Here is a 24,084-nt window from a genome sequence, read left to right as displayed (position 1 = left end):
GGTACTAAAGAGATACCGCCAACTCAAAGGGCAACATTCTGTCACACCCTCGACGAAACCTCATACTCTCCCGCAATAGCCCGCTGCGTCAACAATTAAAGAAAGAGGACAGACCAGCACGGGAAAAGACATCCACATGTTTTGCGCGAGATCGCACTGCTGTCGTCCTTTTGCTGCTAGTGAACCGAGCGGCCTATGTCGCACCGCACTGGCAGAAAGTAGCGCTCGGCACCAACCCGTTGTTGCGAGATCGAAACGAATGCCTAGTGATTGGAATAGCTGGCTTTTGGCCGAGGGCGCAAGCTGGAGCGCATCCGGCAAGGGCCAGGGCGATTGGAACGCGTGCGCCCAGGCGCAGGCGAGCTGGAAAGTAACAGCGATGATCGCGTACCGGAGAAGCAGATCGATTGCGCTCATAGCGCCTCCCCCTTGTCAGCGAAACGCTCGATAACGGCGACAAACCTTGGGCTCTCACGGAGAGCGCTCCATCGCTCGTCCGTCTCAAGACGCTTCATGAGGGCCTCGCAGAGCGCGTCGGCCAATTCTTCCCGCGCAACATCCGTCGCCTCGTCGCCGTTTTCCCAAAGGTATTCCTGCACGCTTTCGAAAAACGGAGGGTTCTCCGGATGCGCGAGCAGGCCACGGCATTTCTCCAAATCAAGTTCGAATGCCTCCAGGTGGTCGAGCGCTGCATCCGTCTGCCCCGACTGCGCGAGCTGCGCGGCAAGTTCGCAGCGAATGAACGGGATGAGCGTCGGAGAAAGCACGGCGAATCCCTGCGGCTTCTGCAGACCCTTGGCGAGAGCAAGAAGCTGTTCCAGGTCTTCTGCGCCCAGATCCGGAAACCCCGCCAGAGCCTGGGCGCAGCTTGCAGCTTCCAGTAGAGAGAAGAGCATCTGGCGCTTGAGAACCCTCGCGGCCTCTTCAGCATCCCCCGCCCTCAGCTTGATGCCCGCGAACGTGACTGCCACCATATCCGGCTTGGCTGCCACCTTCTTCTCAATGAGCTCGGCAGCTCGCTCCTCGCGCCCCGATGCCGCCATCAGCATGCAGATAGTCTGCAGGTCCATATCGGCAGAGGGTCCGTCGGGATCGAGCTGCAGCGATCTCTCTAATAGCCGCTCAACCGCATCGGCCAAACCAGGCACAACCTCGGGAGCGCCGTTCCCCAGTTCGACAGCTTTCGCGTAAAGTAGCATGGCAATCATCCTGAGCAGCTCGGAATCCGACCAGTACAAGGCAGTCTGCTCGTTGGCGTAATCGAGGGCTCGGGTTGCATCGCTCTCAAGTAGCGACTGCATATTTGCCTGCACCTCTTCCCTCTTCTCGGCACTCGCCAAAGGCTCGTAGCCCAGCAACTCATCCAATGTGATAGCGAATAGCGACGCGAGCTTCGGCAGCAACGCAATGTCGGGAGCGCTCTGGCCGCACTCCCACTTCGAAACGGCAGCCTTGGTGACCCCCAGGTGTCCAGCTAGCTCTTCCTGGGTGTAGCCGCCCCGGCAACGCTCGGACCGAATGCGCTCAGCTATAGGGTTCTGGTCCATGGGGCTCCTTTCGACACCTCCTATTATTGCCGCCGAAGCCACCAACAACAAGCGAGCATCCCTCAACTTCCCAAACACCAGAATCAACTGGCGGTTGACTGAGTTCCGCAGCGGAAGCCGCTCACCGCTGTGCTGATGGTATAGTGCTGTCTGAGCGCGACAACCAAACGAGCCGGGCCGTTCTTCCGAAACCTTTCGGATAGCCCCATTCATCTGATGGGCCAGAACCCAGCAGCAACCAAAGGAGAGGCCGATGGACGATTTGAATCTGAGCGAGCGGCAACTTCAAATACCTTCCGGCACCATAACCTACTGGGTCTCGCGGGAGGTTGACGCCGACCGTCCCTGGCTCGTTTTCCTACCGGGGCTGACAGCAGACCATCGACTCTTCGAGCGACAGCTCGAACATTTCGCGGGTCGGGCGAACATGCTCGCCTGGGATCCGCCCTCTCACGGTGCATCGCGACCCTTCGAGCTTAGCTGGACGCTCGATGACCTGGCCGGCTGGCTCCACGAGATTCTGAAACGCGAAGGCACGAATCGCCCCATCCTGGTCGGCCAGTCCATGGGCGGCTACGTCTCGCAAGCCTACCTGCGACTCTATCCGGACGACGTCGCGGGCTTCGCGTCAATCGATTCCTGTCCCTTGGATTTCAGCTATTACCAAGGCTGGGAACTCTTTTTCCTGAAGCACACGAAGCTCATGTACTTGTCGATTCCCTGGAATACGCTCAAGCGCCTCGGCTCGAGTGGCTGCGCCACCACCGACTACGGCAGAACGCTCATGGCCACCATGATGGACGATTACGGGAAGCGGGAATACTGCGAGCTGGCTGCCCACGGCTACGCGGCCCTCGCCGGCGCGATAGTCCCCGAGCGCACATATCACGTGCCGTGCCCGATGCTCCTCATCTGCGGCGAGAAGGACCAGGCCGGCTCGGCCAAGCGCTACAATCGAGCATGGTCCCAGAAAACCGGGGTGCCCCTGCGCTGGATAGAAGGAGCCGGCCACAACGCGAACACCGACAAGCCCGATGCGGTGAACGCGCTGCTGGAGGAGTTCGCCCGCTCGCTTTACGAGCCGGCATTCGACGGAGCCCCGCAGGCGGGGTAGGCTCATTCCCACCAAAGCGCAAAATCATTTTACAATTGCGCTGATAATGAGATATCATTTCAGCGTGATTGTAAAATGATTACTAAATTCGACAAAGAATTCGACCGCATCCTTAGCGCCAATGCGGGGGTCATTACCTCATGCGACGCGCAAGCTGCTGGTGCTACGCGACCCGCCTTCTCCGACTATGTTCAAAGGCGGGGGCTCGAGCGGATATCCCGAGGGGTTTATGCCGACCCGAACACGTTCGCAGACGAAATGGCGCTTCTTCAGAAACGTTTTCCGAAGGCTATCTTTTCGCACGATTCGGCCCTCTACCTCCACGACATGACGGACCACGAACCCACGCCTCTGTCCGTGACGGTCGATTCCAACTATAACGCAACCCCCCTCAAAGACCAGGGCATTCGAGTTCATTACGTCAAGCCGGAGTGGTACAGCCTAGGCGTCGCTGAGGTGCAGACGCCCAGCGGGGGCACCGTGCAAGCCTACGACAGGGAACGTACTATTTGCGACCTTATCCGAAGACGCACGAGCACAGATTCGGCGGTTTTCCGGCAAGCAATCCGAAGCTACGTCCGCTCAAAGAACAAAAATATGACGCGCCTGTCTGAATACGCCAAGACGATGAACATGGAATCGCGCGTGCGCGAGGTGATGGAGGTAGCGCTATGATCACAGGATCCAGGAGAATCAAAGACCTCATCCGCAACCGAGCCAAAGGCGACAGCGCAAAGGCGCAGATGCTCCTCCGCCATTTCGCTATGGAGCGTTTACTTGAGCGCCTTTCGGTTTCGCCCTACAAGAACGATTTCATCCTGAAAGGCGGCATGCTCCTTTCGTCCATAGTTGGCGTAGAGGAGCGCATGACCCGCGATATCGATGCCACCATGCGCGGTCATGACATGAACCTCGAGAATGTTGCTCGCATTATCAACGAGATTTCGAGCATCGACATTGGCGACGGCTTCACGTTTGAGCCAGGCGGCGCGACGGAAATTATGGAGGACTCTGAATACGGAGGGATCCGCATCCCCATGACGGCCTCTATTGAACGCACCAAGACAACATTCAAGATTGATGTATCAACAGGCGATGCTATTACCCCTGATGCCGTCGAGCATGCGTACCAGCTCATGTTCGAGGACAGGTCCATCAGTCTTCGCTCCTACAACGACGAAACGTTCCTAAGCGAGAAGCTAGAAACAATTCTGTCGCTCGCTACCCAAAATACGAGGATGCGAGACTTCTACGATATTTGGGCGCTAAGAGCATCAGGACGTGAAATCGATTACGCTCTTCTCGGTTCCGCACTCGAGGCAACCAGAACCGCACGCAAAAGCGCAGCAACGATCAATGATTTCGAGCGCGTATTCACCCTTTTGCAGGAGAGCGCAGAGATGGCCGATGCATGGCGACGCTACCAGCTGTCGAACCCATTTGCTGAATCCGTTAATTGGCAAGATGCTTTGGCGGCGCTTGACACCATAGCGGCCAACATCAGCTCTTGCTTAGACGCAAACCTGGACACAAGCGCGCCCTGGCGTATTTGGCGGCTGGCGGAACATCCCGGTATGACAGAAGAAGCAGCCGCGTGGTTCTCCGAGAAGTGGGGCATCCCCGAGGAAGCCTACCGAGAAAGCATGCGGGAAAGTGCCCGAGCCGGTGGCGTGCCCCAGTGGTATGTTGTGCGCGAGGATAACGAGCCTGCGGGAGCCATCATCGCCGGCTGCGGCATCATCGAGAACGATTTCCACGACCGACCCGACCTCGCTCCCAACCTCTGCGCTCTGTACGTGGAAGAGGAGTACCGCCACCACGGCCTCGCGCGACACCTGCTCAACCACGCCCGCGCCGAGGCAGCTGCCATGGGCCATGAGCGCCTGTACCTGGTTACCGACCTGGTGGGCTTCTACGAGAAGTGCAGCTGGGAATACCTGGGCGACGTAAACGAGCTCGAAGGCGGCACCATCCGCCTCTACGGCACCGACACCCTTTCATAAAGCGGGCTCCTTCGAGGCGCCCCGCCACCCACAGTTGCCGCCGCACCACCCGTGCTTGTTACCTCGCTTTCACGGCAGTACCGTAGGCAAGCACCTCCACAACGTCCTCGATGAAGTTCGACGAGAAGCGCACGCCGGTCACGGCATCGGCGCCCAGCTGCCATGCCTCAGCCACGAGGCGCTCAAGCGCGATGTCGCGCGATTCCACCATAAGATCGGTCCACGTGGTTATCTCGCCTCCCACCAGCGTCTTCAAGCTTCCCATCAGGTCTTTCACAACATTTCGAGACATGCACACGTTACCTCGGACGAGGCCGATGGGGCGCATATCCCCATCGAGGCCCGTCTCGACGGTGAATACAGGAATGCTTGGCTTGAACGAGGTGCTCATGGAAACCCTTTCTTTCGCTGTTTGTCCTTTCGATTTGCGATGATAAACTCTTGACCAACTCAAGAGTCAAGAAGGGATTCCAAAGATGAAGCGCGAAAGCGATTCCACCGGCATGCTGTCCATTGGGCAAGTTGCCAAACTGTACGGCATATCCCACGATGCGCTGCGGCTGTACGACAAGAAAGGCCTGCTCAAACCTATCGTGAACCCAGAAACAGGCTACCGCAGCTACACGCTGGAGCACTTGTCTATTCTGGATATGATCATGGTGGGGCGCAAGACGGGCATCCCCTTAGCCCGCATGCAGCATTGCTTCGCGTCCCCGAACGCGGCCGAGCATGCCAAGCTCCTAAGCGAACAGCGGGCGGCCGTGCAAGAGCAGATTCGCGAGCTTCAGCACATTGAGCAGCATCTCAACGAGCTGTATCCCATGGTGGAAGACGCAAGCCGCAACCCCAAAGGCCGCGCCTTCACTTTGGAGCACAACATCTTTCTGGAGTGCGTAACAGTCGCAGACCTCTTATCAACCGACGTCGCGGAAAGCCTCGCAGAACGCGACGAGCTCCTCCTCTTCGAGCCCGGCACCTCCGGTGAGTTCCACGAAGACGAGACGCGCGCCTTCTACCCTTTTGCGCCTGGGCACACCAGCCACGAGCCCGCGGCTGTTATCAAGAAGGGTACCCGTTGCCACACCTTCCAAGGAACGCTGAACGCCATCCGCCATCGCGTGGCCACACTGCGGAAAGGTGCGAAGCAGCCGGTCTTCGTGCGCTTCGACTACTGTCTGCCCGCCTCCGACCAAGACCATCATTACCTGTGCACGATATTCGCCTGACCACGATCATCTCATCATGACAAGGCGTTATCTGGAAACCCACGACGATGACGTGCGCCGCTTCGCCAACGTCATCGAGCAACGCCTAGCCGACAGCGTGGATATCGACGACCTCATCGCCGATAACGAGCGCATCCTTGCCGAATGCCGAAAGCACAATCTGCCATTCTGCCTCATCGACGATGACTACGAAGAGGCCCGAGACGGCATCTCCCTGACGAATTACCGGATGAAGAAAGCACTTTAGCGGAGAGGAGCCCCATGCAGTACACCCATGAAGAACTGGCTGAAGCCAAGCGGCAGATCGATTCGCTGCTCCACAAACTTCGGGAGACCCACGCCTCGCTCAGCGCCAAGGAAACCGCCGACAGGCTGAAGCCCCAGATCACGCTCGCCGCCCGCAGAATCGACGCGCTGGAAGTAGCGAACGCCCTCATCGAGCGAGAACTTGCTTGCTGCAACGATGCAGTCTAACTATCTTTTTACCGCCAATGACGGTAAAATAGTGGCGGTAAAAAGAGAGGAGCAGCTATGGCCTACGAACCGCCCTTTGAGCGCAACGACCGCATCGACTCTCTTTCTATGGAAATCGCCGAGCTCGTCGGCATGCTGTCCCCGGAAGCGCCGTTAGCGAAAAGCCCCGTGCTTCATCGTGAACTCAGGATCAAAACCATTCATTCATCACTCCTTATCGAGGGAAACGGCCTCGACGCAAAGGCCGTGACCGCCATCCTCGACGGCAAGCGCGTCTTGGGAGACAGGCACGATATCCGTGAAGTTGAAAACGCGAAGCGAGCCTACGATCTTATCCCCGACCTTGATCCCACTTCCCTCGACGACCTTCTCAAAGCCCATCGCATGATGATGGATGGCCTCGTTTCCGAAGCGGGCCGCTTCCGTTCGGGCAATGTTGGCGTCTTCGACGGCGAAAGGCTCATCCACGCAGGCACGCCGGCAGCATATGTTCCCGAGGTGATGTCGAATCTCTTCAACTGGCTCAAGACCACGACTATGCATCCGCTCCTCGCCTCTTGCGTATTCCATTTTGAATTCGAGTTCTGCCACCCCTTCGCCGACGGAAACGGCAGAACTGGGCGACTCTGGCACACTCTGCTGCTCGCGCGATGGAGACCCGTACTGGCTTGGCTTCCCGTCGAAAGCGCCATCAGAGAGCATCAGTCCAGGTATTACGAGACGCTGGCAGAAGGAGACGCAACCGGAACCAGTGGGGCGTTCGTGGAATTCATGCTCGAGGCGATTAAAGAAGCGATGCTCCCCTTTGCCAGGCCAATGAGCGAACAGGAGCAGACAAAAGCTCGAACCCTCGCCTTCTTCTCCGAGCATCCGGCAGGAAACATAACTCAGTTGGCAGACCATCTCGGTCGTCCGAAAAGGAGCGTCGAGCGCATAGTTGCCGATCTGAAGGAAGAAGGAGCCCTCGTAAGGGAGGGCAGCCCACGTTCTGGGGTCTGGCGCGTTTATCGTTAGCCGGCGCAACAGAACGTTGCTTGAAAGAGGACGCCTCGGCAGCCAGAATGAAACCAGCTGAGAAACCAAGAGAAAAGAGGCGACCATGCCGTTCAAAGAGACCCTTGCCGAAGCGCGGGAGCAGCGCGGAATGACCCAGCAGGACCTGGCCGAGAAACTCTATGTCACGCGCCAGGCGGTGTCGCGCTGGGAAAACGGCGAGACCGAGCCGTCCGTGGACATGCGCAAGCTGATCGCGACCGTGCTGGATATCCCCGTTATCCAGCTTTTCGACATCGACGTAACCCAGCTGTGCCAGTGCTGCGGCACCCCCTTCACCGTGCCCAACATGCCCCATGGCACCGATGCCGACGGCGCGGAGAACGCGGCGTACTGCAAGTGGTGCTACGACGACGGCCAGTTCGCATATCACGACGAAGACGAGCTCATCGAGAAGACAACCCCCTTCCTCATGGAGGCCACGGGCATGTCGCAGGAAGAGGCCGTCTCGTTCATGGGCGTCATCGTCCCCCACCTGAAGCACTGGCAGAAGTAGCGCTGGGGTAGCACTTGCGACCTCTGCAAGTGCTACCCCAGATCGTAGTGAGCGAGCGCGTACTGGTCGAAGAACGGCAAGAGCACGCGCACGTAGCCGCGCTCGTCTCCGGAAATGATGCCCTTGCGTATAAGGCGTTGGCGGTAAGGATTAAACTCGTTGGTGCTCAAGCCCAGCAGCTCGCGTATGTCGCCAATGCGACCGGACTTCACCTGGGCAATGCCGCAAAGGACCTCGCGATCCTTTCGCGAGAGCTCGGACCACACCTTGTCGTAGGCATACTCGTCGAGATACTGTCGCGCGAGCTGCCGAGCCGCCCGAGGATCGTCGGCGTTCTCCCAAGCAAAATAACCGAGCACCTGGAACGCAAACGAGTACCCTTTTGTCAGCTTCGCAAGAGCCAGCCCCTCCTGCTCGCCAAGCCCGAGAACCGACCGGTAGTCTTCGGCAATGGTGCCAATGTTCAAAGGGCCGAGGTGAATTTTAGGCGCCCGATAGAGGAAGGTCAGGCTCTTCTCGTCCTGAAGCGCGCTCACGTTCTCGTACAGCCCCGTCATCAGAAGATAGACGGGGAGATCTTGGCGCAGAAAAATCTGGAAGGCGGCAGCGAATGCTCTCATCTGGGGAGTATTGGTAACTTCATCAACGCTGATCAGCAGGCGCTTCCCCTTCTTTTTAAGGCTAAGGAGCATTTTTTGAAGTGCCGTCTCTATCTCGGTAATAGGGGCGGCACTCTTGACATCCAGTCCGAATCCGAAAAACGAGAGATTGATCTCAGCCGACTGAAAAAGACGCGCGAGCTCGTTTTCGCTGGACAGCTTCGCCGCAAGGCTCGTCAGCAGATCGCGCTCGGGATTGAGCTCGACGCTTATCCAATCCTTCTGTGAGGCGATTTTCCGGGCGATTTCGGTCATGAAGACCGTTTTGCCCGATCCTCGGATACCGGTGACCATGTACACCTGCTGGGCGCTCGGCTCGCCGAGAAAGGCATCGATGACCTGCTGCGACTGGGCCGCCCGCGCAATGAGCTGGGTGGGTTCCTTGCCGAATGTCAGAGTGTAAGGATTCTGCTGCTTCATAGCGCCTCCCAGAGTTTTACTGTTTTAGAATTCTTTTACTGTCGTTTACTGTTTCTGACATTTTTTACTGTCGTTTACTGTTTTGTCAAGAGGCCACCGGCATGCCCCACGAGGAGGCCGTCTCGTTCATGGGCGTCATCGTCCCCCACCTGAAGCACTGGCAGAAGTAGCGCGCCCGCGCGCACTGTGCGCGAGCTCATTGCCAGTGGCGCGGCGAATCGTTAATATGGAGCCTCAATCCCTCGCCGCCCCCGCCCCTCCGTTCTTAGGAGCGCCCATGCTTGAACACACTCCCACCGATCAGGAGCTGATAGCACTCGTCGGTGAGCCTCTTTTTGAGGTCTGGGCAACCCTCTGTTCCGCCATTGACGAAAGGTACGATATGAATCGCCAATGGGCCAGCGGCGGCAAGGCGTGGGAGTACGAATACAAGTATCGCCGGGGCGGCAAGACGCTGTGCGCTCTATATGCCCGGAAGAACTGCGTCGGCTTCATGGTCATTTTCGGAGAGAGCGAGCGCGCGAAGTTCGAGGCAGACCGTGATACCTTCTCCGAGGAAATCCAGAGAGCCTACGATGACGCACGGACGTACCGCGACGGAAAATGGGTGATGTTCGAACCGTCGGACACCTCCCTTTTCGAAGACTTCATGCGTTTGCTCGCAATCAAGCGAAAACCGAACGTTTCGCGAAAATAGAGGAGGGGCATCGTGCGGTTCAACATCGAGAACGTTGAAATTGGCGGCGACACGGGGCTCCTCGCTGAGCTGGTGGCATGCTGGCGGGCGTCGGTAGAGGCGACGCATACGTTCCTTACGCCGGATGATATCGAGCGCATCGCGGGCTATGTGCCGGACGCGATCACATCCGTCGCGCACTTGGTCGTTTGCCGAGACGGCGCCGGCGCGGTTGCGGGCTTTCTCGGCGTCGACGGCGCCATGGTGGAGATGCTGTTCATCGATCCGGCCCTGCGCGGACAGGGGCTAGGGACGCGCCTTCTCGACTACGCCACAAACGAGCTTGGCGCCACGCTGGTGGACGCGAACGAGCAGAACGACCAGGCCGTCGGCTTCTACGAACACTACGGTTTCCGCACGTTCGACCGTTCGGAAACCGACGGCATGGGAGACCCCTTCCCCATCCTGCACATGCGCCTCGCATAACGGGTGCGACAGGGGCCGGCCGCTGCGCCGCAACCCGCCGCGCTCGCAACAGAAGAGCCGGGTGCAGCGACAAACGCGCCGCACCCGGCCCCTACCTCAACCCGAAAACCAGCCGCGCGCTACTGTTGCCTACCGTTCGACAGGAACCTCGGCGGATTCCTTCGCAGGGACACGACGCACAGGATGGCAACCGCGATGAGGCCGAGGCCGCCGATGATGCCGGTGCAGGCGGGGCCGATGAAGGGGTTCGGCGTCACAGCCATGAAAAGCACCGGCGCGGAGACGCAGCCGTTCAGGGCTCCGTGGGCGAACGTGGCCGGCAGGCAACTGCCTGAGCGCAGGGTAAGCCAGCCGAAAAAGGCGCTCAGCGCCGTACAGAAGCAGATCATCGCGAAAATGCCCACAACCGGCCACCCCGGATAGCCGAGGCCGTAGTTGTGCCCGAGCACCGTGATGGGCGCGTGCCACAGGCCCCAGACAACGCCCACGACGACGATGCCCCACGTCGCAGAATGGCGCTCCATCAGATGCGGGAGCAGGTAGCCGCGCCAGCCCCATTCCTCCCCGAAGCACGTGACCACGTTCAGCAGCGGGCAGACGAGCACGAGTGCCAGCTGCATCCCCATCAGGGCCTGCGCCTGCGCCTCGTCCAGAGGCGGCTGGCCGGCCGCCGCCAACTGGGCGTTGAGCGTTTCCCGGAACAGCGGGCACGACGGGTCGAAGTCACCCGGGAAGATGAGGAAGAACACGACAGCGCCCAGCGCCACCAGCAGCATCGGACCGAACCACCCCGCAACCCAGTACTTCCATGTGCGTCGGAACTCGCGCGGACGCACCCACGCGCCACGGAAGCCCTCGCCGGTCAGCAGGCGCGTCAGCACAACGCCAATGGCCGGAAAGAACATGCCCGCGCCGACGAACAGCGTTACCGTCGGTCCGCTCAAGGGGTTTTGCCCGGCCTGCAGCAGCGGAATCGCCGCAGGGTACACCGTCGCGAACCAGAACGCCCAGGTGAGAGCGAAGGTCACGACGCAGAAGGTGCCAGCCCGATGGGCGGCCAGAAACGCTCTCAGTCGGCTCATCGCGCACCTCCCTCGTCCGCCGCGCACGCGCCGTGGGTGCAGGTGCCGGGCACGCATTCGCCGCGACCGACGGCAAGCGGCTCGGCGTGGAAGCGTTCGACGCACCAGTTCTTCTCGCCGCAGCACGGGCAGGTAAGCTTGCGCGTAGTGGGGGTATGGCACGCCACGAAGAACGCACCCAGATTCGGCCGGAAATCGGCCCGGCACGCCGGGCACAGATAGGTCGTGTGGTCGTTGAAGTGAACGACCAGCCAGAAGCCCGCAGCCGCCACTGCCACGAGCGCAATGGGGAACGGCCACCACACGCCCGTGAGTATGCCGAGCACCAGGGTGCCGATCCACGCCACATCCATGAGGATGCCCACGAGGATCATCACCGCATGCCAACGCCTTTCCGCTCGCTTGTCTTCCATTCGCCTCACCATGGCGAGCTTGCTTGTTGCCGTCAGAGTGCCGTAGCGCCTGATGTCATCGCCCATCGCCTCAATGGCGCGCAGCCGACTTTGGAGCTCTTCGGCCTCCTCGCGCAGCGACCGCGCACTCTCGTCCAGCAAGTCACCTAGGATGACGTGACGGTGCGGGCTTTCGAGAACGCCCTTAATCTGCGCCAGGGAAAGCCCCAGCGCCTTCAGCATGAGAATGAAGTGGAGCTGGCGCGCATCGTCGGCAGCATAGAGCCGCCGGCCACCCTCGGAGTAGTCCGAGGGCGAGAGCAGCCCCTTGCCATCGTAGTACTGCACGGTTCGCACCGTGGTCCCGCACGCCTCGGCCAGCTCGCCGGTGGTATAGCGGGTCGCTGCTTCCGAGGCTCGCGCGCCGAGCCCAGCCGCGCCGCGGCGTTCCTCGCATCGTGCTGTTTCGTTCTTCTCGACCATGGTGGCACCTCCTTTCCTCCTCGTTTCTACAACACGACGCTGCGTCACGAGCAAGAACTTTTTCGGAAAAACCGCGTACCGCGCCTAGGCGCGCTCGCAAAATGCCAGGCGCTCCGCCATCTCGCCGAGCGAGTCGCACATCATCGTGGGGTTCTCGGCGGCAAGGGCCTCGCGCGAGAACATGCCCCAGAGCGCGGCCACCGTGGCGCAGCCGGCGGCGTTGCCGGCCTGCATGTCGAAGGGACTGTCGCCCACATACAGGCAGTGGGACGCATCGAGTCCCATAAGCTCGCAAGCACGAAGGATGGGCCCGGGGGCCGGCTTGTGCTCGGGCCAGTCATCAGGCGCGATGAGCACGTCGAAGAGGTCGCCGATACCGCTCATATCCAGCCCGCGCTGGGCGAGCGCGTGACGCTTCGAGGTGACGACGCCCATGGGAATGCCGGCGGCCCGCAACCGTTCCAACGCCGCACGCGTGTCGGGAAAGGCCCGCACGCCGGCATCGTGCACGGCCACGTTGTGCTCGCGGTACGTGCCCAGCAGGTGCTCGGCCAGAACCTCGTCGCCTTCCGCGAAGCCGAGCATCTGGTCGTACAGGGGCGTGCCCACCCCCGCCATAAGCGCCTCATCGGGCAGATCGCGCCCCAGCACGTCGTTGATGGTGTAGCGCATAGAGGCGAGAATGATGTCGTAGGTGTCAATCAGCGTGCCATCCGCATCGAACAGCACGCCCTGGATATCGTTCATAGGAGCCTTCCGGTTAAGCCCATCAGTCGGTAGCCATTGTAGAACAGCTGGGACGTGTTACCTACAGCAGCGGCAGAATGCCCTCTTCGAGGCGCTTTCTCAGAAGACGCTTGTGCTCCGCGCGCATTGGCTCCGACAGGAGAACGATGCCATAGGCTTCCTCTGGCATGCTATCTATGAGCGCGTCGACGGCATCCACATTCACCGCCGCCGCGAAGCGCGCAATGGCGGCGGCCAAATCGGGATTGGCCGTTTTCGCCATGTACTCGAAGGGATGAATCGCGGCGCTGCCGCCCTCGCCATCCGAGAGCCGATAGCAAGAAATGTTCGTCCCGAAAGCGTCCTCGTTTTCCGCCGTCTCGTCCCCCAGCCGACGCGCCGCCACGCTGGGACTGCGCTTGCTGAAGAGCGAGCTGCCCATGTCGTAGACGGGCGCGAGCTCGTAAGCCATCGGCGCCGTCATGAGAACGCCCCAGTTCCCGTTGTTGCGATCGGGGTTCTTAATGAAGGCATCCACCACGAACATATCCCAAAAGCGCTCGCGCACGCCCGGCACCGTCTTCAAGACATCGGATGTCTCAATGGCGGCGAGCACATCGCCAAGAAGAATGACCTCTCCATCCGATGGCGCCGAGCTGAAGCCCGCATTGTCATCGGAAAGAGCGTTCTTGATCTCCTTGAACTCGAAGAGGCGCGCGTTCGGGAAAGTGAAGTCGCGGCACGCGCACACGATCTTGCCGGCGCGGTACCCGAGCATCGTCTCATGAACCGGGACGCCCAACAGCCCGTAGATATGCGAGCCCAAGTATTCGGAAACGGGGCTCGAAGTATAAGACGGCAGATGCTTGCCCGCCAAATCGCGCGTCGTGCGCGGATACTTGGCTATCCAAGGCTCCCCGTTGATGAGAATTCCCTCTTTCTGTCCCGCCCGGCCGCCGTAGAAAAGGCCACTGGGGGCGCAATCGCGAAGATCGGCGATTTCTATCACGAAGACCCTCCTTCAACGCCGGCGGAAACAGTGGGAAACATTGTAGCACGGCGGAAAGTCGACCCGCATACCCGCAGTATAATCTGGAGGTCAACGAGCAGCGTGCACCAGAAAGGTCGCCCCTTCCATGAATCCCCAGAGCCATAGCGCGGCACTCCGAGGGCCCCGCCCGCAATTCGCCTTTGGCGACGGGGGCGGGGCCAACCGCTTAGCACGAACCCTTCTTGCTCTCGGGTTAGCGGCGCTCCTGTGCTTACCAGCTTGCAGCTTTACTCCCGACGAAGCCGAGAGCGCGTCGTCCCGCAATACGCCCGCCGCCGAAGCCACCTCGCACCTCACCTTCCGCACCGACGAGAAGTTGCAGCAGCACTTCGAGAAGCACGGCTGGGAAACCGGGTGCGCCACCACCGAGGAGTACCTCGCCGCCGCCAATGCCGTCATCGCCGACCCGGCTTCCCTGCACAAGCTGCAAGCCGAAGACGGCGACGACCTCTACTTCCTGGAACGCACTGGGGAATTCGTTGTGGTGTCCCCCGCCGGCTACATCCGCACCTACTACCTCACCGACCGCGACTACTTCGACCGACAATAGGGCGCAGCCCACACCGTTGCCCATGGAGCATCAAGGAGAACCCCCACAAGAAGCGTCGGCTGGGTCGCGCTGGGTGGCCACTCTGGCTATGCGACGCCTCAGTCGTACAGCGCGTCGCGCAACAGGGAGAACAGCGTCTCATCGAGAGGCTTTTTATGGCGGGCAGCGTCCACCATGGTCTCCCACACCAAATCGCACACACGATCGGGCGTCAGCGCACCCACCAGCTTCTCGCGGCAAACAGCCGAATCACGCTCAAGAGCCACCTGCAGTCCGCGGCGCACATGAGCGAAACTCGCCGCTTCGCGGCGACGCGCCACGGCCAAATCGTACGAGCCCAGCGCGGTGAGCCCATCAAGGAAGTCGGCACGAAACTCTTCCAGAGCCCGGCTCATCTCGCCAGACAACCGACGGCAGAACGCCACGAAGTCATCGCAGCCGGAAGCTGCCGCGTCGCGCGCCCCAAAATCGCCGACATCCCCCGCTACCTCGCCTTCCGCGGCCTCGCCCGCCACGCCCATGCAGCCGGACAAAGCTCGCTGCCAGAACCGTCCCACCACATCGTTGACCAGCTCAGACTTCGTGGGATACGAGTTGTACACCGTGCCCACCGCCACTCCGCACGCTGCCGCCACAGCGCGAATACTCAGCGCGCCCAGACCCTGCGTCGTGGCAATCTCGTAGGCAGCGTCCAAAATCTGCTCTTTGCTGACAACGGGGCGATTCCCCATGGCCCGTCCTTTCCGGCGCGCAACATGAACAATGCTCATTATGAATGTCCGCAGCGTGACAAACCTGTGAAAACCTTGCGAATCCGCACAATCGCCCTTGCCCCTGCCATCAGCGCCCTCTATTCTGAACATCGTTCATTAATGAACACTGTTCACTTTAGCAAGCCGGCGTACGCGCCTTATCTGAGAAAGGAACCTCATGTCCGTCGAACTCATCGTATCCACCGTGGCCATTTCGCTGGCGCTCCTCTTCTACACGTGGGGCGTGTTCGGCGAGCGTCGCCACGGATCGCTTAACCTTAAGTACGTCCTGCTGTTCTGGGCGGGTCTTGCCTGCGACACCACGGGCACCCTTATCATGAGCAACATCGCCAGCCAGTCGAACGCCACCGGCTTCGGCATCCACGGCCTCACCGGCACGCTTGCCATCGTGCTCATGATCGTGCACGCGTTGTGGGCCACCGTCACCTATCTGCGCGGCAGCCAGCAGGCGCGTCGCCGCTTCCACACTTTCAGCACCGTGGTGTGGCTGCTGTGGCTCGTGCCCTACATCATCGGCATGCTCGTGGGCATTCCAGCCATTCACCTGAAGGCCGTCTGCGCCATCGGCACGGCCATCGTGGTGGTGGGCCTTTTGGCCGCCTACCTGTTCGCCCGCGATCGTAACGACGACAAACCCCGCCCGTCGGGCCGCGGCCACGGTCCCGCAGCATCTCGCTAGTTGGCAATGCGAGCGCCCATCCCGCAATTCGCCTGCGCAATAGGATGGGCGCCCAGCATCAACGACAAAAGAGGCAAGCCGCCGCGAATATGCCCGGTATCACCCTCAGCTCCGCAGTCTGCGCCGCGCCATGATACGGGAACGGCAACGCCCCCATCTAATCGTCGAGCGCTTTCTGCACTCGCAGGCCGAAAAGGGTTCGGCAACGATGCCTCAAAGCGCCGTTCCGCGCCTGGGAAGGTAAAGACCGCCCGCATCAACCCCTTCGTGCTCGAACAGCCACATCTTGCGCGCCAAGCCGCCCGCGTAGCCCGTAAGGCTGCCGTCGGCGCCAACCACGCGGTGGCACGGAATGATAATCGAAAGGGGATTGTGCCCCACGGCTCCTCCCACCGCAAGGGCCGACGCCTTGCCGCGCTCCTCCTTGAGCGCCTGTGCGATTGAGCCATAGGTTGCCAGCTCACCATAGGGAATATCGATGAGCTTTCGCCACACCGCCTGCTGAAAGTCGCTTCCTCTAGGAGCGAGGGGCACGTCTTCTATCGCGGGTCGATTTCCCGCAAAGTAGCCGTCAAGCCACGCGCGAAGCTCGCTAAAGCCCGCCGCTGAATCATCGCGCACCAAAGCTTCGGGCACTGTGGCCCCGTGGTACTTCTGCCCCTCGAGCCAAAGGCCGCAAACCGCCGCCCCGTCGCTCGCAACCGTGAGCACGCCCACCGGCGACTCATATTCACTGTAGTAATACATGCCCCTCCCTTGTCTAGCATCGCCCAAGGTGCAAACAGTCGCTCACTCCGAAGGGACTTCTCCGCCTTCTCATATAAGCGACACCCCAATTGTAACGCCTGCGACGGATTCCGGCGGCAAAGCGGCTGCTTCCGCAAACCAGCTATCAGCCTGCGGAGCACTCCAGCCCTCCGTTTGCGCGCCAGCACCAACGCCAACGCCAACACCAGCGGCCGCTCGACGTCGACGCTTCTCGAGCTTTCGGCAAATCGGCCAAATAACGGCGATATGGACACTGCGAAGCTGGTCTTGGGCAGTTTTCGGAATGTTCCGCCGAAGAAACACCGGGTCAAAGCCTCGCGGATTTTCAGAACTGCGAGCGGCCGTGTCCATATCGCCGGTTTTTGCCCGAATTTCTCGACTCGATGCCAAATAACGCCGATTTGGACTGCTCGCCAGCGAAACCCGCCGCGATTCTTACGTTTCTTTTCGCGGCGGCCACAGGTCGGTGGCAACGGAGGCAGCGGGCGAGCCGCGACGCGTCCGAGGGCCTAGGATAGTTGTCGGGCGCAGACACGGCCAAGGCGGTGCGGCGCCTTCTCTACCCCTGCGAGAAAGGAGCCGTCATGGCCACTATTTCCGATCCGTTTGTTATGGAAGTACCCCGCAAGCTGACCGACCAGGAGCTCATCAACGCTATCCGCCAGGATATCATCGGCGAGCTCGAGGCCATCCACGAGTACGACGCCCACGTTCAGGCGACCGACAACGAGGACGCCAAGAAGGTGCTGGCCGACATCCGCGACGAAGAGCGCGAGCACATGGGCGAGCTGCTCGAGCTGCTCGAGCGCCTGGCGCCCGACGAGAAGGGCCTCCACGACGAAGGTCGCGACGAAGTGCGCGCCATGCTGGGCAAGTAGCGACACACCCCTCTAAACAAGTAGACAAGCGGCACGGGCAAACAAGCTCGCGCCGCTTTTGCATTGCGCGCAAACCTGCATCGGTCCGCAGCCTCGGCTCAGCCCCTACAATGCTAGCCTGTCCGCTCGTTCTCGCCGCCAAACGCTCACGCCTCGATGCGCAATTCCGACTCGGCAAGCCTGTTCGCATTGCTTTTCGAAGCGGCGCCGGACGAGGCCGACGCCGCGTGCCATCGCAAGCCCACCGTGGTCGGCGGGTCCTTCCGGTTCTTCCCGCCGGCCCCGCTTCTGCTACCATGGCAGAAACGATCAAGGAGGCATCTGTGGCTGACGTGCTGTTTGTGGAACACCCGAAGTGCTCGACGTGCCAGAAGGCGAAAGCGTGGCTGGACGAGCACGGCATTGCCTACGACGACCGCGACATCGTGACCGACAACCCCACAGCCAACGAGCTGCGCACCTGGCACAAGCGCAGCGGGCTGCCCCTGAGGCGCTTCTTCAACACGAGCGGCATGCTCTACCGCGAGATGGAGCTGTCGAAGCGCTTACCCGAAATGTCCGACGACGAGCAGCACGCCCTGCTCGCCACCAACGGCATGCTGGTGAAGCGCCCCCTGCTCGTCACCGCCACGACTGTCATCCCTGGCTTTCGCGCCCCCATCTGGGCCGAAGCCCTTGGCGTAGCAGAGTAGCCGCACGCTTTGCGTTACACCTTACTTGCTTTCCTAGAACCCTCGTACCGACAAGGCAGGCTTTCATGGTTTCCTTCGAAAACGATTACTCGACGGGCGCCCATCCGCTCATTTTGGAGGCGCTGGCCGCGACGAACCTCGAGCCCGCGCCGGGCTACGGCACCGACCGCTTCTGCGCCAGCGCCGCCGAACGCATTCGCGAAGCCTGCGAGGCTCCCGAGGCTGACGTATTCTTCCTCGCGGGCGGAACGCAGACCAACGCGGTGGTGCTTTCGGCGCTGCTCGCTGGGCACGAGGGCGTGGTTGCCGCTGAGACCGGGCACATTGCCGTGCACGAAGCGGGCGCCATCGAAGCCACAGGGCACAAGGTAATCACCTTGCCCGAGCACGATGGCAAACTGGATGCCGCCGAGCTGGAAGCCTGCCTGGAAACCTTCTACGCCGACGACACTCACGATCACATGGTGTTTCCCGGGACGGCGTTCATCGCCCATCCGACGGAGCTGGGTACGTTGTACTCGCTTGCCGAGCTGGAGGCGCTGTCTGCCGTCTGCCACCGCTTCGACATGCCGCTTTACCTGGATGGCGCTCGCCTTGGCTACGGGCTAGCCGCCCCCGCTGCCGATGTTACGCTACCCGATATCGCGCGCCTGGCCGATGTCTTCTACATCGGCGGCACGAAATGCGGCGCCCTGTGCGGCGAGGCCGTGGTGTTCCCACGCGGGAACATGCCGAAGCACTTCCTCACCCATGTGAAGCAGCACGGCGCCCTTATGGCCAAAGGCCGCCTGCTCGGCATCCAGTTCGATACGCTGTTCACCGACGAACGGTACGAATCAATCGCCCGCAATGCCCTTGAGCGCGCCGAAGACCTCAAGAGCGTGTTGGCTGCTGCCGGCTGCACGTTCTGGCGCGACTCTCCCACCAACCAGCAGTATATTGTGATGGAAAATGCCCAGATGGCCGCCCTTTCCGAGCATGTTCGCTTCAGCTTCTGGGAGCGCTTCGACGATACCCGCACCGTCATCCGCTTCGTCACCAGCTGGTCAACCACCCCCGAGGACATCGCCGCTCTCAAAACCGCCCTAGAGGCAATCAGCTAGCAACCCCACCGACAACGCCTTCTTGAAAGGCCCCGCATCTCCTCGCGCGGGCCTGCGCCCAATTATGCCGCTATTCGTCGATAGCGGCGCTTGCTCCCCTTTCCGTTGCTCTCGCGACTATTATAGGCTCGCACGGAAACACAGCCTCTTGACCCTCACGCTTCGTGAGGCTTTACACTGCTTTGCGGCAAGAGCGAACGGCCGGATGCGCCCACGCTCGGACGCACGCGAAGACGAACTTCGGAGCAATTCGAAAGACAGAGAGGACCACATCTTTGAAAAGCCGCACCTATACCGTCGGCGAGCTTGCCCGTTTAGCCGGGGTGACTGTCCGCGCACTTCATCATTTCGAAGATACGGGGCTGCTGCAGCCCGAGCGCGCGACCAACGGTTATCGGCTCTACGGTCACGACGATGTCGTGCGCCTCCAGCAGATTCTCCTGCTTCGCTCGTGCGGCCTTACGCTGGCGGACATTCGCAGCGCGCTTGAGAAGAACGCCTTCGACTACCGCGCCGCCCTTGAACGCCACCTTGCCACGCTGCGCGCACAGCAACAGGAACTCGACAAACTCGTAGAGACGGTGGAGAAGACCATCGCCTCACTGGAAGGAAGATGCACGATGACCGATAAGGAACGGTTCGAAGGAATGAAAGCGGCTCACATCTCCGAAAACGAGAAGCGCTTCGGGGCCGAAGCGCGCGCGACCTACGGCGATGCGGCCGTAGACGCGGCCAACGCCCGCGTCGCCTCGCTGACCGAAGAAGAATGGGTCGACAAGGAGGCGCTCGAGGGAGCGATTATCGACGCCCTGGAGAACGCCATGGCCGAAGGCGATCCGGAAGGGAACGCCGCCCAGGAACTCTGCGCCATGCACGCGCGCTGGCTGCAGCTGCACTGGGGCGAGGGAACGTATTCTCGCGAGGCCCATGCGGCCCTTGCGGAGGCCTATGTTGCCGACCCGCGCTTCACGGCCTACTACGACGAGCGCGCTGGCGAAGGCGCAACGCGCTTTCTGCGAGATGCGCTGAAAGCGTGGTGCAGCAGAGAGCACGGCGTAGCTGAGAATGCGGTTGAAGCTGAGGGCGCAGTCGCTCGACCAGTCAGATGCACCTCCCGCAAACGCTACCCCAACTGAATGTCGCGGCGCAATGCGTACTTCAGCACGCAGTAGTAGACGACGCCTACGAGAATCCACGCGCAGCCAACCACGAGGGCCACATCCTTCACCGACAGCATGATGGCGAAGCAAATGACCGCACCGAGCGCCGGGAAAATCAGGTGGCGAACCACCGCCCGCACACCCTTGCGCTGCTTCAGCTGGAACCAACACAGCACGATGACGCTCACGTTCAACAGCACGTAGGTGGCCAGTGCGCCGAAGGTGTTGATCTTCGCGATGGTGTTCATGTTGATGCCCGCGAAATGGAACACCAAAATCAGCACCGCCGACAACACGCTGATAAACAGGATGGCGTTAATCGGGGAATTCGTGCGCTTGCTCATCTTCCCCATGAACTTTGGAAGCGTGCCACCCCGGGCCATGGTGAACATAACGAAGGCGATGGACGCCTGCTGGGCGATAGCCGTGAACAAACCCTGAGCCAACGCCACGCCCACCGCGCACAGGATGGACAGCCATGGACCGGCTACCAGGCGGGCAATCACGTAGAAGGCATTATCGGTGTTGTCAGCGAAAGCGGCGCCCGTCGGGTCGACGCACGTGGCGACAAAGCACTGCAGCGCATACAGCGCGGCCAGCACGAACACCATAATCATCATGGCGCGCCCAGGGCCCCTCGTGGGGTCCTTCGCCTCCTGCGTCAGCGTGGCAATGGCGCCGAATCCCACAAAGGACATGGCTGCCAGCGACACCGACGACATGGTGCTGCTAACATCGAACGCCTTGGGGTTGTAGAAGTTCGTCGCCGAGAAGCTGCTCGTCTCCGGGTGCCCAATCACGTAGGCCACGCCGAAGCCGACGAACAGCGCCAGGATAATCAGCTGCGCCACCAGGGCAATGCGATTGACCGCCACGGCCGTCTTCATGCCAATGAGCGACACGACGCTCACCACGATAAGGAAGGCGAAGCACAGCGCGAGCACGGGCAGCTCGGGCACAATGGAGTGAATGGCGATGGCCGCAATGAGATACACGAGCGCCGGCGCCACCAAATACTGCAGCAGCATGAGCCAGCCGGCAATGAAGCCCATGAACTTGCCCATCACGTGGCTTACATAGGTGAAAATAGAACCCGACGAGGGAAAATGCCGAATCATAATGGCGAAAGAGAACACGGAGAACAGCACCGCCACGAACCCGACGAGGAACGCCAGCGTCGGCATGCCGTTCGAGTCGGCGAACACGCCGCCATAGATTGCCATCGGCGAGATGGGCACCATGCAGATGAGGCCCCAGACCACCATGTCCTTCACCGTGAAGGTGCGCTTGAACGTGTCGCCGCCCGCCTGGCTCGGCGCAGCGGCCACGGTCCCGGCGCCTGCCTTCGCGGGCGTTCCCGTCGCACCGGCGTTTTTCGGCGTCGCTAACGGCACCGGCGTCGAACCTACCGTCGATGCCGTTGGCGCTGTTTTTGCTGTCGTTGCGTTTCCTCTCATGGCGATCACCTCGTTCGGCGCGAATAGGAGCCTTGGTCGACCGAGCGAACCCTGTCCCGAGGCCGCTTTTCATAATGAACGCTTTAAGGTCACCAATCGCTCTCCTCCCCGCTATGTTGACGCCGCGTTGCACGACGGTTTTCCGCTATTCACCAGGTATCACTCAGGACGTCTTCGTCGTAGCCCAACTTCACAGTCTGCTTTCGAATGCCGAAGGCAGCGCAGGGTATCGCGCGGTCGTGGCATCATGGGCACTGCATCGAAACCGCCGGAGCCACGCATTGCGCAGCAGCCTCGGCACGACACCCGGGAGGGCATCATGGACAAGTACATCTGCGACGTTTGCGGCTACATCTACGACCCCGCAGTGGGCGACCCGGACGGCGGCATCGAGCCCGGCACCGCCTTCGAAGACATCCCCGAGGATTGGGTTTGCCCCGTGTGCGGCGTGGACAAGAGCAACTTCTCGCTCTACGAGGACTAGCTCCTCGCACGGCGGGCTCGCAAAACCTATAGCCCACTCGAACTTGCAGGGCGGCCCTTCGGGTCGCCCTTTCCTTTTCCGCTTGCCCTTTTCTGCACGCTCGCTACACTGAACTCGGCTGGCAATACGAAGCGCCGCGCGCACCGAAGGGGGAGCCATGTCCCAAGCCAAACCGCATCGCCTGCTGTATTTCTTCGTGGCCTTTGTGCTGCTCATGTTCTTCGGGCTCATTTACGCCTGGTCGCTGTTCGTCGACCCCCTGGAAGAGGAATTCGGTTGGGACCGCTCGGCCACCTCGGTGGTATTCACCCTCTCCATCATCACGTTTTGCGCCGGCATGCTGGTGGCAGGCGTCCTGGAAGAGCGCACCTCGCCACGCATCGTCATGCTCATCACTGCCGCGTGCCTGGGGCTTGGGCTTGTCGCCTCGGCGTTCACCGAATCGCTGCCGTTCATTTACGTTACCTACGGAATTCTCGTTGGGGCCGGCGTGGGGCTTGGCACCGACGTGGTCATGTCAACGACTCTGAAATGGTTCCCCGACAAGCAGGGCCTGGCCTCGGGCGCCATGCTCATGGGCTTTGGCGGCGGCACCATGTTGCTCTCCTCCATCGTTACCGCGATGCTCGGCGCATTCGGCTGGCGCATGACCTTCGGCGTGCTCGGCGCGGTATTCGTCGTGCTCGTCGTGGCCGGTGCGTTCATTTTGAAGCTGCCGACGCCGGAATACGTGAAGCCGCTGCTTGAGAAGGCGCGTAAGTCTGCCACCGTGGCCGCCGCGGATATGAACGGCGCGCAAATGGTGCGCACAAGCTCGTTTTGGACGTTCATGCTTTACCTCATGCTCGTGACCTGCGGAGGCCTGGCGCTCATCAGCCAAGCGGTGCCGGCGGCCATGGAGCTTCTGGGGGCCGCAGGGCTACCCGAGGCAGAGGCGCTCATGATGGCCACCGCCGCCATGGGGTCGGTGTCGGCTATGAACGGACTGGGGCGCCTGGTCAACGGGTTCGTATGGGACCGCTTCGGCTACCACGCATGCCTCACCTGGATTGCCGTGGCCTTTGCCGCCGGCATGCTGTGCTGCGCCTTCGCCATGACAAACGGCGCTTTCGAGCTGCTCGTTGTGGGCTTCATGCTGCTCGGCTTCATGTACGGCGGCAACATGTGCTCGATGTCGGCCATGGCCAGCACGTTTTTCGGAACGAAGTACTACGGCATCAACTACGCCATCGCCACGTGCCAGATGATTCCCGCGGCCATCATCGGCCCGCAAATCCTGGCCCTCTCGCAAATGGACTCGGGCAGCTACCTGAGCGCGTTTTGGGTCTTTTTCGGCGTCGCCTTGGCCGCGCTTCTCGTCTCGTTCTTCATCAAGCGTCCGAAAGAGGCGAAGGCGAGCTAGCTCGCTTCTGCTCGGTCCAGCCCCTCCTCCTGCAAGAGCCAAGAGGGTCTTGAGATTCACGACCACTTGCAAATTCGTAGGGGCCGAGGCACCGTAAGTCCGTGCTATCATGCTCGGGCAAATTAAATAGGTACTGCAAACGACACATGTAGCGCTCGGCGCGTAAATCTGATTACGGCACAGGAGAAATCCCGGGTCGTGGTGCAGGTACCGCCGAGCGCTTTCTCTTTTGCCGCGACGATGGGGCCGG

29 protein-coding genes are annotated in these 24,084 nt (G+C 61.0%); 18 read left to right on the top strand and 11 right to left on the bottom strand.

Features of this window, described 5'->3' with window-relative positions; all coding sequences use genetic code 11:
- Positions 1-60 precede the first annotated feature (60 nt).
- Both VJ923_RS03555 and VJ923_RS03550 read right to left on the bottom strand, forming a co-directional pair.
- On the bottom strand, positions 61-417 hold the full coding sequence (locus VJ923_RS03555; RefSeq protein ID WP_326438604.1) for a hypothetical protein: 357 nt from the start codon (positions 415-417) through the stop codon (positions 61-63).
- A complete protein-coding gene (locus VJ923_RS03550; protein WP_326438601.1) occupies positions 414-1,547 on the bottom strand; it encodes a helix-turn-helix domain-containing protein in 1,134 nt (377 codons plus the stop codon). The genes VJ923_RS03555 and VJ923_RS03550 overlap by 4 nt, the downstream gene beginning before the upstream one ends.
- Positions 1,548-1,800: 253 nt before the next feature.
- Here VJ923_RS03550 and VJ923_RS03545 point away from each other — a divergent pair, with 253 nt between their 5' ends.
- The 3 genes from VJ923_RS03545 to VJ923_RS03535 all read left to right on the top strand — a co-directional run bounded on the left by VJ923_RS03545 (position 1,801) and on the right by VJ923_RS03535 (position 4,664).
- A complete protein-coding gene (locus VJ923_RS03545; protein WP_326438599.1) occupies positions 1,801-2,661 on the top strand; it encodes an alpha/beta fold hydrolase in 861 nt (286 codons plus the stop codon).
- A 75-nt stretch (positions 2,662-2,736) separates the two neighbouring features.
- Positions 2,737-3,336, top strand: coding sequence for a type IV toxin-antitoxin system AbiEi family antitoxin domain-containing protein (locus VJ923_RS03540; protein WP_326438597.1), 600 nt, complete (start codon positions 2,737-2,739; stop codon positions 3,334-3,336).
- Entirely contained in the window at positions 3,333-4,664 is a 1,332-nt protein-coding gene (locus VJ923_RS03535) for a nucleotidyl transferase AbiEii/AbiGii toxin family protein (RefSeq protein ID WP_326438595.1), read from the top strand. The genes VJ923_RS03540 and VJ923_RS03535 overlap by 4 nt, the downstream gene beginning before the upstream one ends.
- Before the next feature lie 58 nt (positions 4,665-4,722).
- Here the strand turns inward: VJ923_RS03535 and VJ923_RS03530 are convergent, their stop codons facing one another.
- Positions 4,723-5,055: a YbjQ family protein gene (locus tag VJ923_RS03530; protein ID WP_326438592.1), complete on the bottom strand. Its 333-nt coding sequence runs from the start codon at positions 5,053-5,055 to the stop codon at positions 4,723-4,725.
- Positions 5,056-5,140: 85 nt separating this feature from the next.
- Here VJ923_RS03530 and VJ923_RS03525 point away from each other — a divergent pair, with 85 nt between their 5' ends.
- The 5 genes from VJ923_RS03525 (at position 5,141) to VJ923_RS03505 (ending at position 7,913) form a co-directional block, all read left to right on the top strand.
- Positions 5,141-5,890, top strand: coding sequence for a MerR family transcriptional regulator (locus VJ923_RS03525; RefSeq protein WP_326438590.1), 750 nt, complete (start codon positions 5,141-5,143; stop codon positions 5,888-5,890).
- A 16-nt stretch (positions 5,891-5,906) separates the two neighbouring features.
- Positions 5,907-6,137: a hypothetical protein gene (locus tag VJ923_RS03520; protein ID WP_326438588.1), complete on the top strand. Its 231-nt coding sequence runs from the start codon at positions 5,907-5,909 to the stop codon at positions 6,135-6,137.
- Positions 6,138-6,151: 14 nt separating this feature from the next.
- Positions 6,152-6,364, top strand: a complete 213-nt coding sequence (locus VJ923_RS03515; RefSeq protein ID WP_326438586.1) for a hypothetical protein — start codon at positions 6,152-6,154, stop codon at positions 6,362-6,364.
- 57 nt (positions 6,365-6,421) lie between these two features.
- Entirely contained in the window at positions 6,422-7,378 is a 957-nt protein-coding gene (locus VJ923_RS03510) for a Fic family protein (RefSeq protein WP_326438584.1), read from the top strand.
- 85 nt (positions 7,379-7,463) lie between these two features.
- Positions 7,464-7,913, top strand: coding sequence for a zinc ribbon domain-containing protein (locus tag VJ923_RS03505; protein ID WP_326438582.1), 450 nt, complete (start codon positions 7,464-7,466; stop codon positions 7,911-7,913).
- A 32-nt stretch (positions 7,914-7,945) separates the two neighbouring features.
- Here VJ923_RS03505 and VJ923_RS03500 read toward each other — a convergent pair whose 3' ends face one another.
- Positions 7,946-8,992 (bottom strand): ATP-binding protein, encoded by a 1,047-nt coding sequence (locus VJ923_RS03500; RefSeq protein WP_326438580.1) that lies wholly within the window; start codon positions 8,990-8,992, stop codon positions 7,946-7,948.
- 277 nt (positions 8,993-9,269) lie between these two features.
- Here VJ923_RS03500 and VJ923_RS03495 point away from each other — a divergent pair, with 277 nt between their 5' ends.
- Together VJ923_RS03495 and VJ923_RS03490 are read left to right on the top strand one after the other, a co-directional pair.
- On the top strand, positions 9,270-9,689 hold the full coding sequence (locus tag VJ923_RS03495; protein WP_326438578.1) for a DUF3788 domain-containing protein: 420 nt from the start codon (positions 9,270-9,272) through the stop codon (positions 9,687-9,689).
- A 12-nt stretch (positions 9,690-9,701) separates the two neighbouring features.
- The gene (locus VJ923_RS03490) at positions 9,702-10,154 is read left to right on the top strand and encodes a GNAT family N-acetyltransferase (RefSeq protein WP_326438576.1); all 453 of its coding nucleotides are present in this window, start codon (positions 9,702-9,704) and stop codon (positions 10,152-10,154) included.
- Between the two features lie 119 nt (positions 10,155-10,273).
- Here the strand turns inward: VJ923_RS03490 and VJ923_RS03485 are convergent, their stop codons facing one another.
- From VJ923_RS03485 to VJ923_RS03470, 4 genes are all read right to left on the bottom strand, one after another.
- Positions 10,274-11,236 carry a CPBP family intramembrane glutamic endopeptidase gene (locus VJ923_RS03485; protein WP_326438574.1) on the bottom strand — a complete coding sequence of 321 codons (963 nt, stop codon included), beginning with the start codon at positions 11,234-11,236 and terminating at the stop codon, positions 10,274-10,276.
- Positions 11,233-12,111 carry a MerR family transcriptional regulator gene (locus tag VJ923_RS03480; RefSeq protein WP_326438572.1) on the bottom strand — a complete coding sequence of 293 codons (879 nt, stop codon included), beginning with the start codon at positions 12,109-12,111 and terminating at the stop codon, positions 11,233-11,235. Before VJ923_RS03480 ends, VJ923_RS03485 begins: the two co-directional genes overlap by 4 nt.
- 84 nt (positions 12,112-12,195) lie before the next feature.
- Complete coding sequence (locus VJ923_RS03475) at positions 12,196-12,858, bottom strand: HAD family hydrolase (protein WP_326438570.1); 663 nt, start codon at positions 12,856-12,858, stop codon at positions 12,196-12,198.
- Between the two features lie 61 nt (positions 12,859-12,919).
- Positions 12,920-13,846: a HipA domain-containing protein gene (locus VJ923_RS03470; RefSeq protein ID WP_326438568.1), complete on the bottom strand. Its 927-nt coding sequence runs from the start codon at positions 13,844-13,846 to the stop codon at positions 12,920-12,922.
- Positions 13,847-13,973: 127 nt separating this feature from the next.
- On the opposite strand from VJ923_RS03470, the gene VJ923_RS03465 reads away from it, so the two are divergent.
- Positions 13,974-14,438 (top strand): hypothetical protein, encoded by a 465-nt coding sequence (locus VJ923_RS03465; RefSeq protein ID WP_326438566.1) that lies wholly within the window; start codon positions 13,974-13,976, stop codon positions 14,436-14,438.
- 98 nt (positions 14,439-14,536) lie between these two features.
- On the opposite strand, the gene VJ923_RS03460 is transcribed toward VJ923_RS03465, so the two are convergent.
- On the bottom strand, positions 14,537-15,169 hold the full coding sequence (locus VJ923_RS03460) for a TetR family transcriptional regulator (RefSeq protein WP_326438564.1): 633 nt from the start codon (positions 15,167-15,169) through the stop codon (positions 14,537-14,539).
- 199 nt (positions 15,170-15,368) lie between these two features.
- Here VJ923_RS03460 and VJ923_RS03455 point away from each other — a divergent pair, with 199 nt between their 5' ends.
- Positions 15,369-15,890 carry an HsmA family protein gene (locus VJ923_RS03455; RefSeq protein ID WP_326438562.1) on the top strand — a complete coding sequence of 174 codons (522 nt, stop codon included), beginning with the start codon at positions 15,369-15,371 and terminating at the stop codon, positions 15,888-15,890.
- Positions 15,891-16,103: 213 nt separating this feature from the next.
- On the opposite strand, the gene VJ923_RS03450 is transcribed toward VJ923_RS03455, so the two are convergent.
- Positions 16,104-16,637 carry a methylated-DNA--[protein]-cysteine S-methyltransferase gene (locus VJ923_RS03450; RefSeq protein WP_326438560.1) on the bottom strand — a complete coding sequence of 178 codons (534 nt, stop codon included), beginning with the start codon at positions 16,635-16,637 and terminating at the stop codon, positions 16,104-16,106.
- A gap of 605 nt (positions 16,638-17,242) precedes the next feature.
- Between VJ923_RS03450 and VJ923_RS03445 the strand changes: the two genes are divergently transcribed.
- The 4 genes from VJ923_RS03445 (at position 17,243) to VJ923_RS03430 (ending at position 20,467) form a co-directional block, all read left to right on the top strand.
- Entirely contained in the window at positions 17,243-17,536 is a 294-nt protein-coding gene (locus VJ923_RS03445; RefSeq protein ID WP_326438557.1) for a ferritin family protein, read from the top strand.
- A gap of 323 nt (positions 17,537-17,859) precedes the next feature.
- The gene (locus VJ923_RS03440) at positions 17,860-18,228 is read left to right on the top strand and encodes an arsenate reductase family protein (protein WP_326438555.1); all 369 of its coding nucleotides are present in this window, start codon (positions 17,860-17,862) and stop codon (positions 18,226-18,228) included.
- 65 nt (positions 18,229-18,293) lie between these two features.
- The gene (locus VJ923_RS03435; protein WP_326438551.1) at positions 18,294-19,331 is read left to right on the top strand and encodes a threonine aldolase family protein; all 1,038 of its coding nucleotides are present in this window, start codon (positions 18,294-18,296) and stop codon (positions 19,329-19,331) included.
- A 275-nt stretch (positions 19,332-19,606) separates the two neighbouring features.
- Positions 19,607-20,467, top strand: coding sequence for a MerR family transcriptional regulator (locus tag VJ923_RS03430; RefSeq protein WP_326438549.1), 861 nt, complete (start codon positions 19,607-19,609; stop codon positions 20,465-20,467).
- Here VJ923_RS03430 and VJ923_RS03425 read toward each other — a convergent pair.
- Positions 20,455-21,948, bottom strand: a complete 1,494-nt coding sequence (locus VJ923_RS03425; RefSeq protein WP_326438547.1) for an APC family permease — start codon at positions 21,946-21,948, stop codon at positions 20,455-20,457. The genes VJ923_RS03430 and VJ923_RS03425 overlap by 13 nt on opposite strands.
- Positions 21,949-22,267: 319 nt before the next feature.
- Between VJ923_RS03425 and rd the strand changes: the two genes are divergently transcribed.
- Both rd and VJ923_RS03415 read left to right on the top strand, forming a co-directional pair.
- On the top strand, positions 22,268-22,432 hold the full coding sequence (gene rd / locus VJ923_RS03420) for a rubredoxin (protein ID WP_326438545.1): 165 nt from the start codon (positions 22,268-22,270) through the stop codon (positions 22,430-22,432).
- A 157-nt stretch (positions 22,433-22,589) separates the two neighbouring features.
- Positions 22,590-23,834, top strand: a complete 1,245-nt coding sequence (locus VJ923_RS03415) for an OFA family MFS transporter (protein WP_326438543.1) — start codon at positions 22,590-22,592, stop codon at positions 23,832-23,834.
- The last annotated feature ends 250 nt before the right edge of the window (positions 23,835-24,084 follow it).

It is taken from the genome of Adlercreutzia shanghongiae (genome assembly GCF_035830635.1).
In the GTDB taxonomy this organism is placed as follows: Bacteria; Actinomycetota; Coriobacteriia; order Coriobacteriales; family Eggerthellaceae; genus Adlercreutzia; species Adlercreutzia shanghongiae.
This window is presented reverse-complemented; position numbering and strand designations above follow the sequence as displayed.

Coding starts and splice junctions, on each gene's coding strand:
- VJ923_RS03555 (WP_326438604.1), bottom strand. CDS start 417: ATGAGCGCAATCGATCTGCTTCTCCGGTACGCGATCATCGCTGTTACT.
- VJ923_RS03550 (WP_326438601.1), bottom strand. CDS start 1,547: ATGGACCAGAACCCTATAGCTGAGCGCATTCGGTCCGAGCGTTGCCGG.
- VJ923_RS03545 (WP_326438599.1), top strand. CDS start 1,801: ATGGACGATTTGAATCTGAGCGAGCGGCAACTTCAAATACCTTCCGGC.
- VJ923_RS03540 (WP_326438597.1), top strand. CDS start 2,737: ATGATTACTAAATTCGACAAAGAATTCGACCGCATCCTTAGCGCCAAT.
- VJ923_RS03535 (WP_326438595.1), top strand. CDS start 3,333: ATGATCACAGGATCCAGGAGAATCAAAGACCTCATCCGCAACCGAGCC.
- VJ923_RS03530 (WP_326438592.1), bottom strand. CDS start 5,055: ATGAGCACCTCGTTCAAGCCAAGCATTCCTGTATTCACCGTCGAGACG.
- VJ923_RS03525 (WP_326438590.1), top strand. CDS start 5,141: ATGAAGCGCGAAAGCGATTCCACCGGCATGCTGTCCATTGGGCAAGTT.
- VJ923_RS03520 (WP_326438588.1), top strand. CDS start 5,907: ATGACAAGGCGTTATCTGGAAACCCACGACGATGACGTGCGCCGCTTC.
- VJ923_RS03515 (WP_326438586.1), top strand. CDS start 6,152: ATGCAGTACACCCATGAAGAACTGGCTGAAGCCAAGCGGCAGATCGAT.
- VJ923_RS03510 (WP_326438584.1), top strand. CDS start 6,422: ATGGCCTACGAACCGCCCTTTGAGCGCAACGACCGCATCGACTCTCTT.
- VJ923_RS03505 (WP_326438582.1), top strand. CDS start 7,464: ATGCCGTTCAAAGAGACCCTTGCCGAAGCGCGGGAGCAGCGCGGAATG.
- VJ923_RS03500 (WP_326438580.1), bottom strand. CDS start 8,992: ATGAAGCAGCAGAATCCTTACACTCTGACATTCGGCAAGGAACCCACC.
- VJ923_RS03495 (WP_326438578.1), top strand. CDS start 9,270: ATGCTTGAACACACTCCCACCGATCAGGAGCTGATAGCACTCGTCGGT.
- VJ923_RS03485 (WP_326438574.1), bottom strand. CDS start 11,236: ATGAGCCGACTGAGAGCGTTTCTGGCCGCCCATCGGGCTGGCACCTTC.
- VJ923_RS03480 (WP_326438572.1), bottom strand. CDS start 12,111: ATGGTCGAGAAGAACGAAACAGCACGATGCGAGGAACGCCGCGGCGCG.
- VJ923_RS03475 (WP_326438570.1), bottom strand. CDS start 12,858: ATGAACGATATCCAGGGCGTGCTGTTCGATGCGGATGGCACGCTGATT.
- VJ923_RS03465 (WP_326438566.1), top strand. CDS start 13,974: ATGAATCCCCAGAGCCATAGCGCGGCACTCCGAGGGCCCCGCCCGCAA.
- VJ923_RS03460 (WP_326438564.1), bottom strand. CDS start 15,169: ATGGGGAATCGCCCCGTTGTCAGCAAAGAGCAGATTTTGGACGCTGCC.
- VJ923_RS03455 (WP_326438562.1), top strand. CDS start 15,369: ATGTCCGTCGAACTCATCGTATCCACCGTGGCCATTTCGCTGGCGCTC.
- VJ923_RS03450 (WP_326438560.1), bottom strand. CDS start 16,637: ATGTATTACTACAGTGAATATGAGTCGCCGGTGGGCGTGCTCACGGTT.
- VJ923_RS03445 (WP_326438557.1), top strand. CDS start 17,243: ATGGCCACTATTTCCGATCCGTTTGTTATGGAAGTACCCCGCAAGCTG.
- VJ923_RS03435 (WP_326438551.1), top strand. CDS start 18,294: ATGGTTTCCTTCGAAAACGATTACTCGACGGGCGCCCATCCGCTCATT.
- VJ923_RS03425 (WP_326438547.1), bottom strand. CDS start 21,948: ATGAGAGGAAACGCAACGACAGCAAAAACAGCGCCAACGGCATCGACG.
- rd (WP_326438545.1), top strand. CDS start 22,268: ATGGACAAGTACATCTGCGACGTTTGCGGCTACATCTACGACCCCGCA.
- VJ923_RS03415 (WP_326438543.1), top strand. CDS start 22,590: ATGTCCCAAGCCAAACCGCATCGCCTGCTGTATTTCTTCGTGGCCTTT.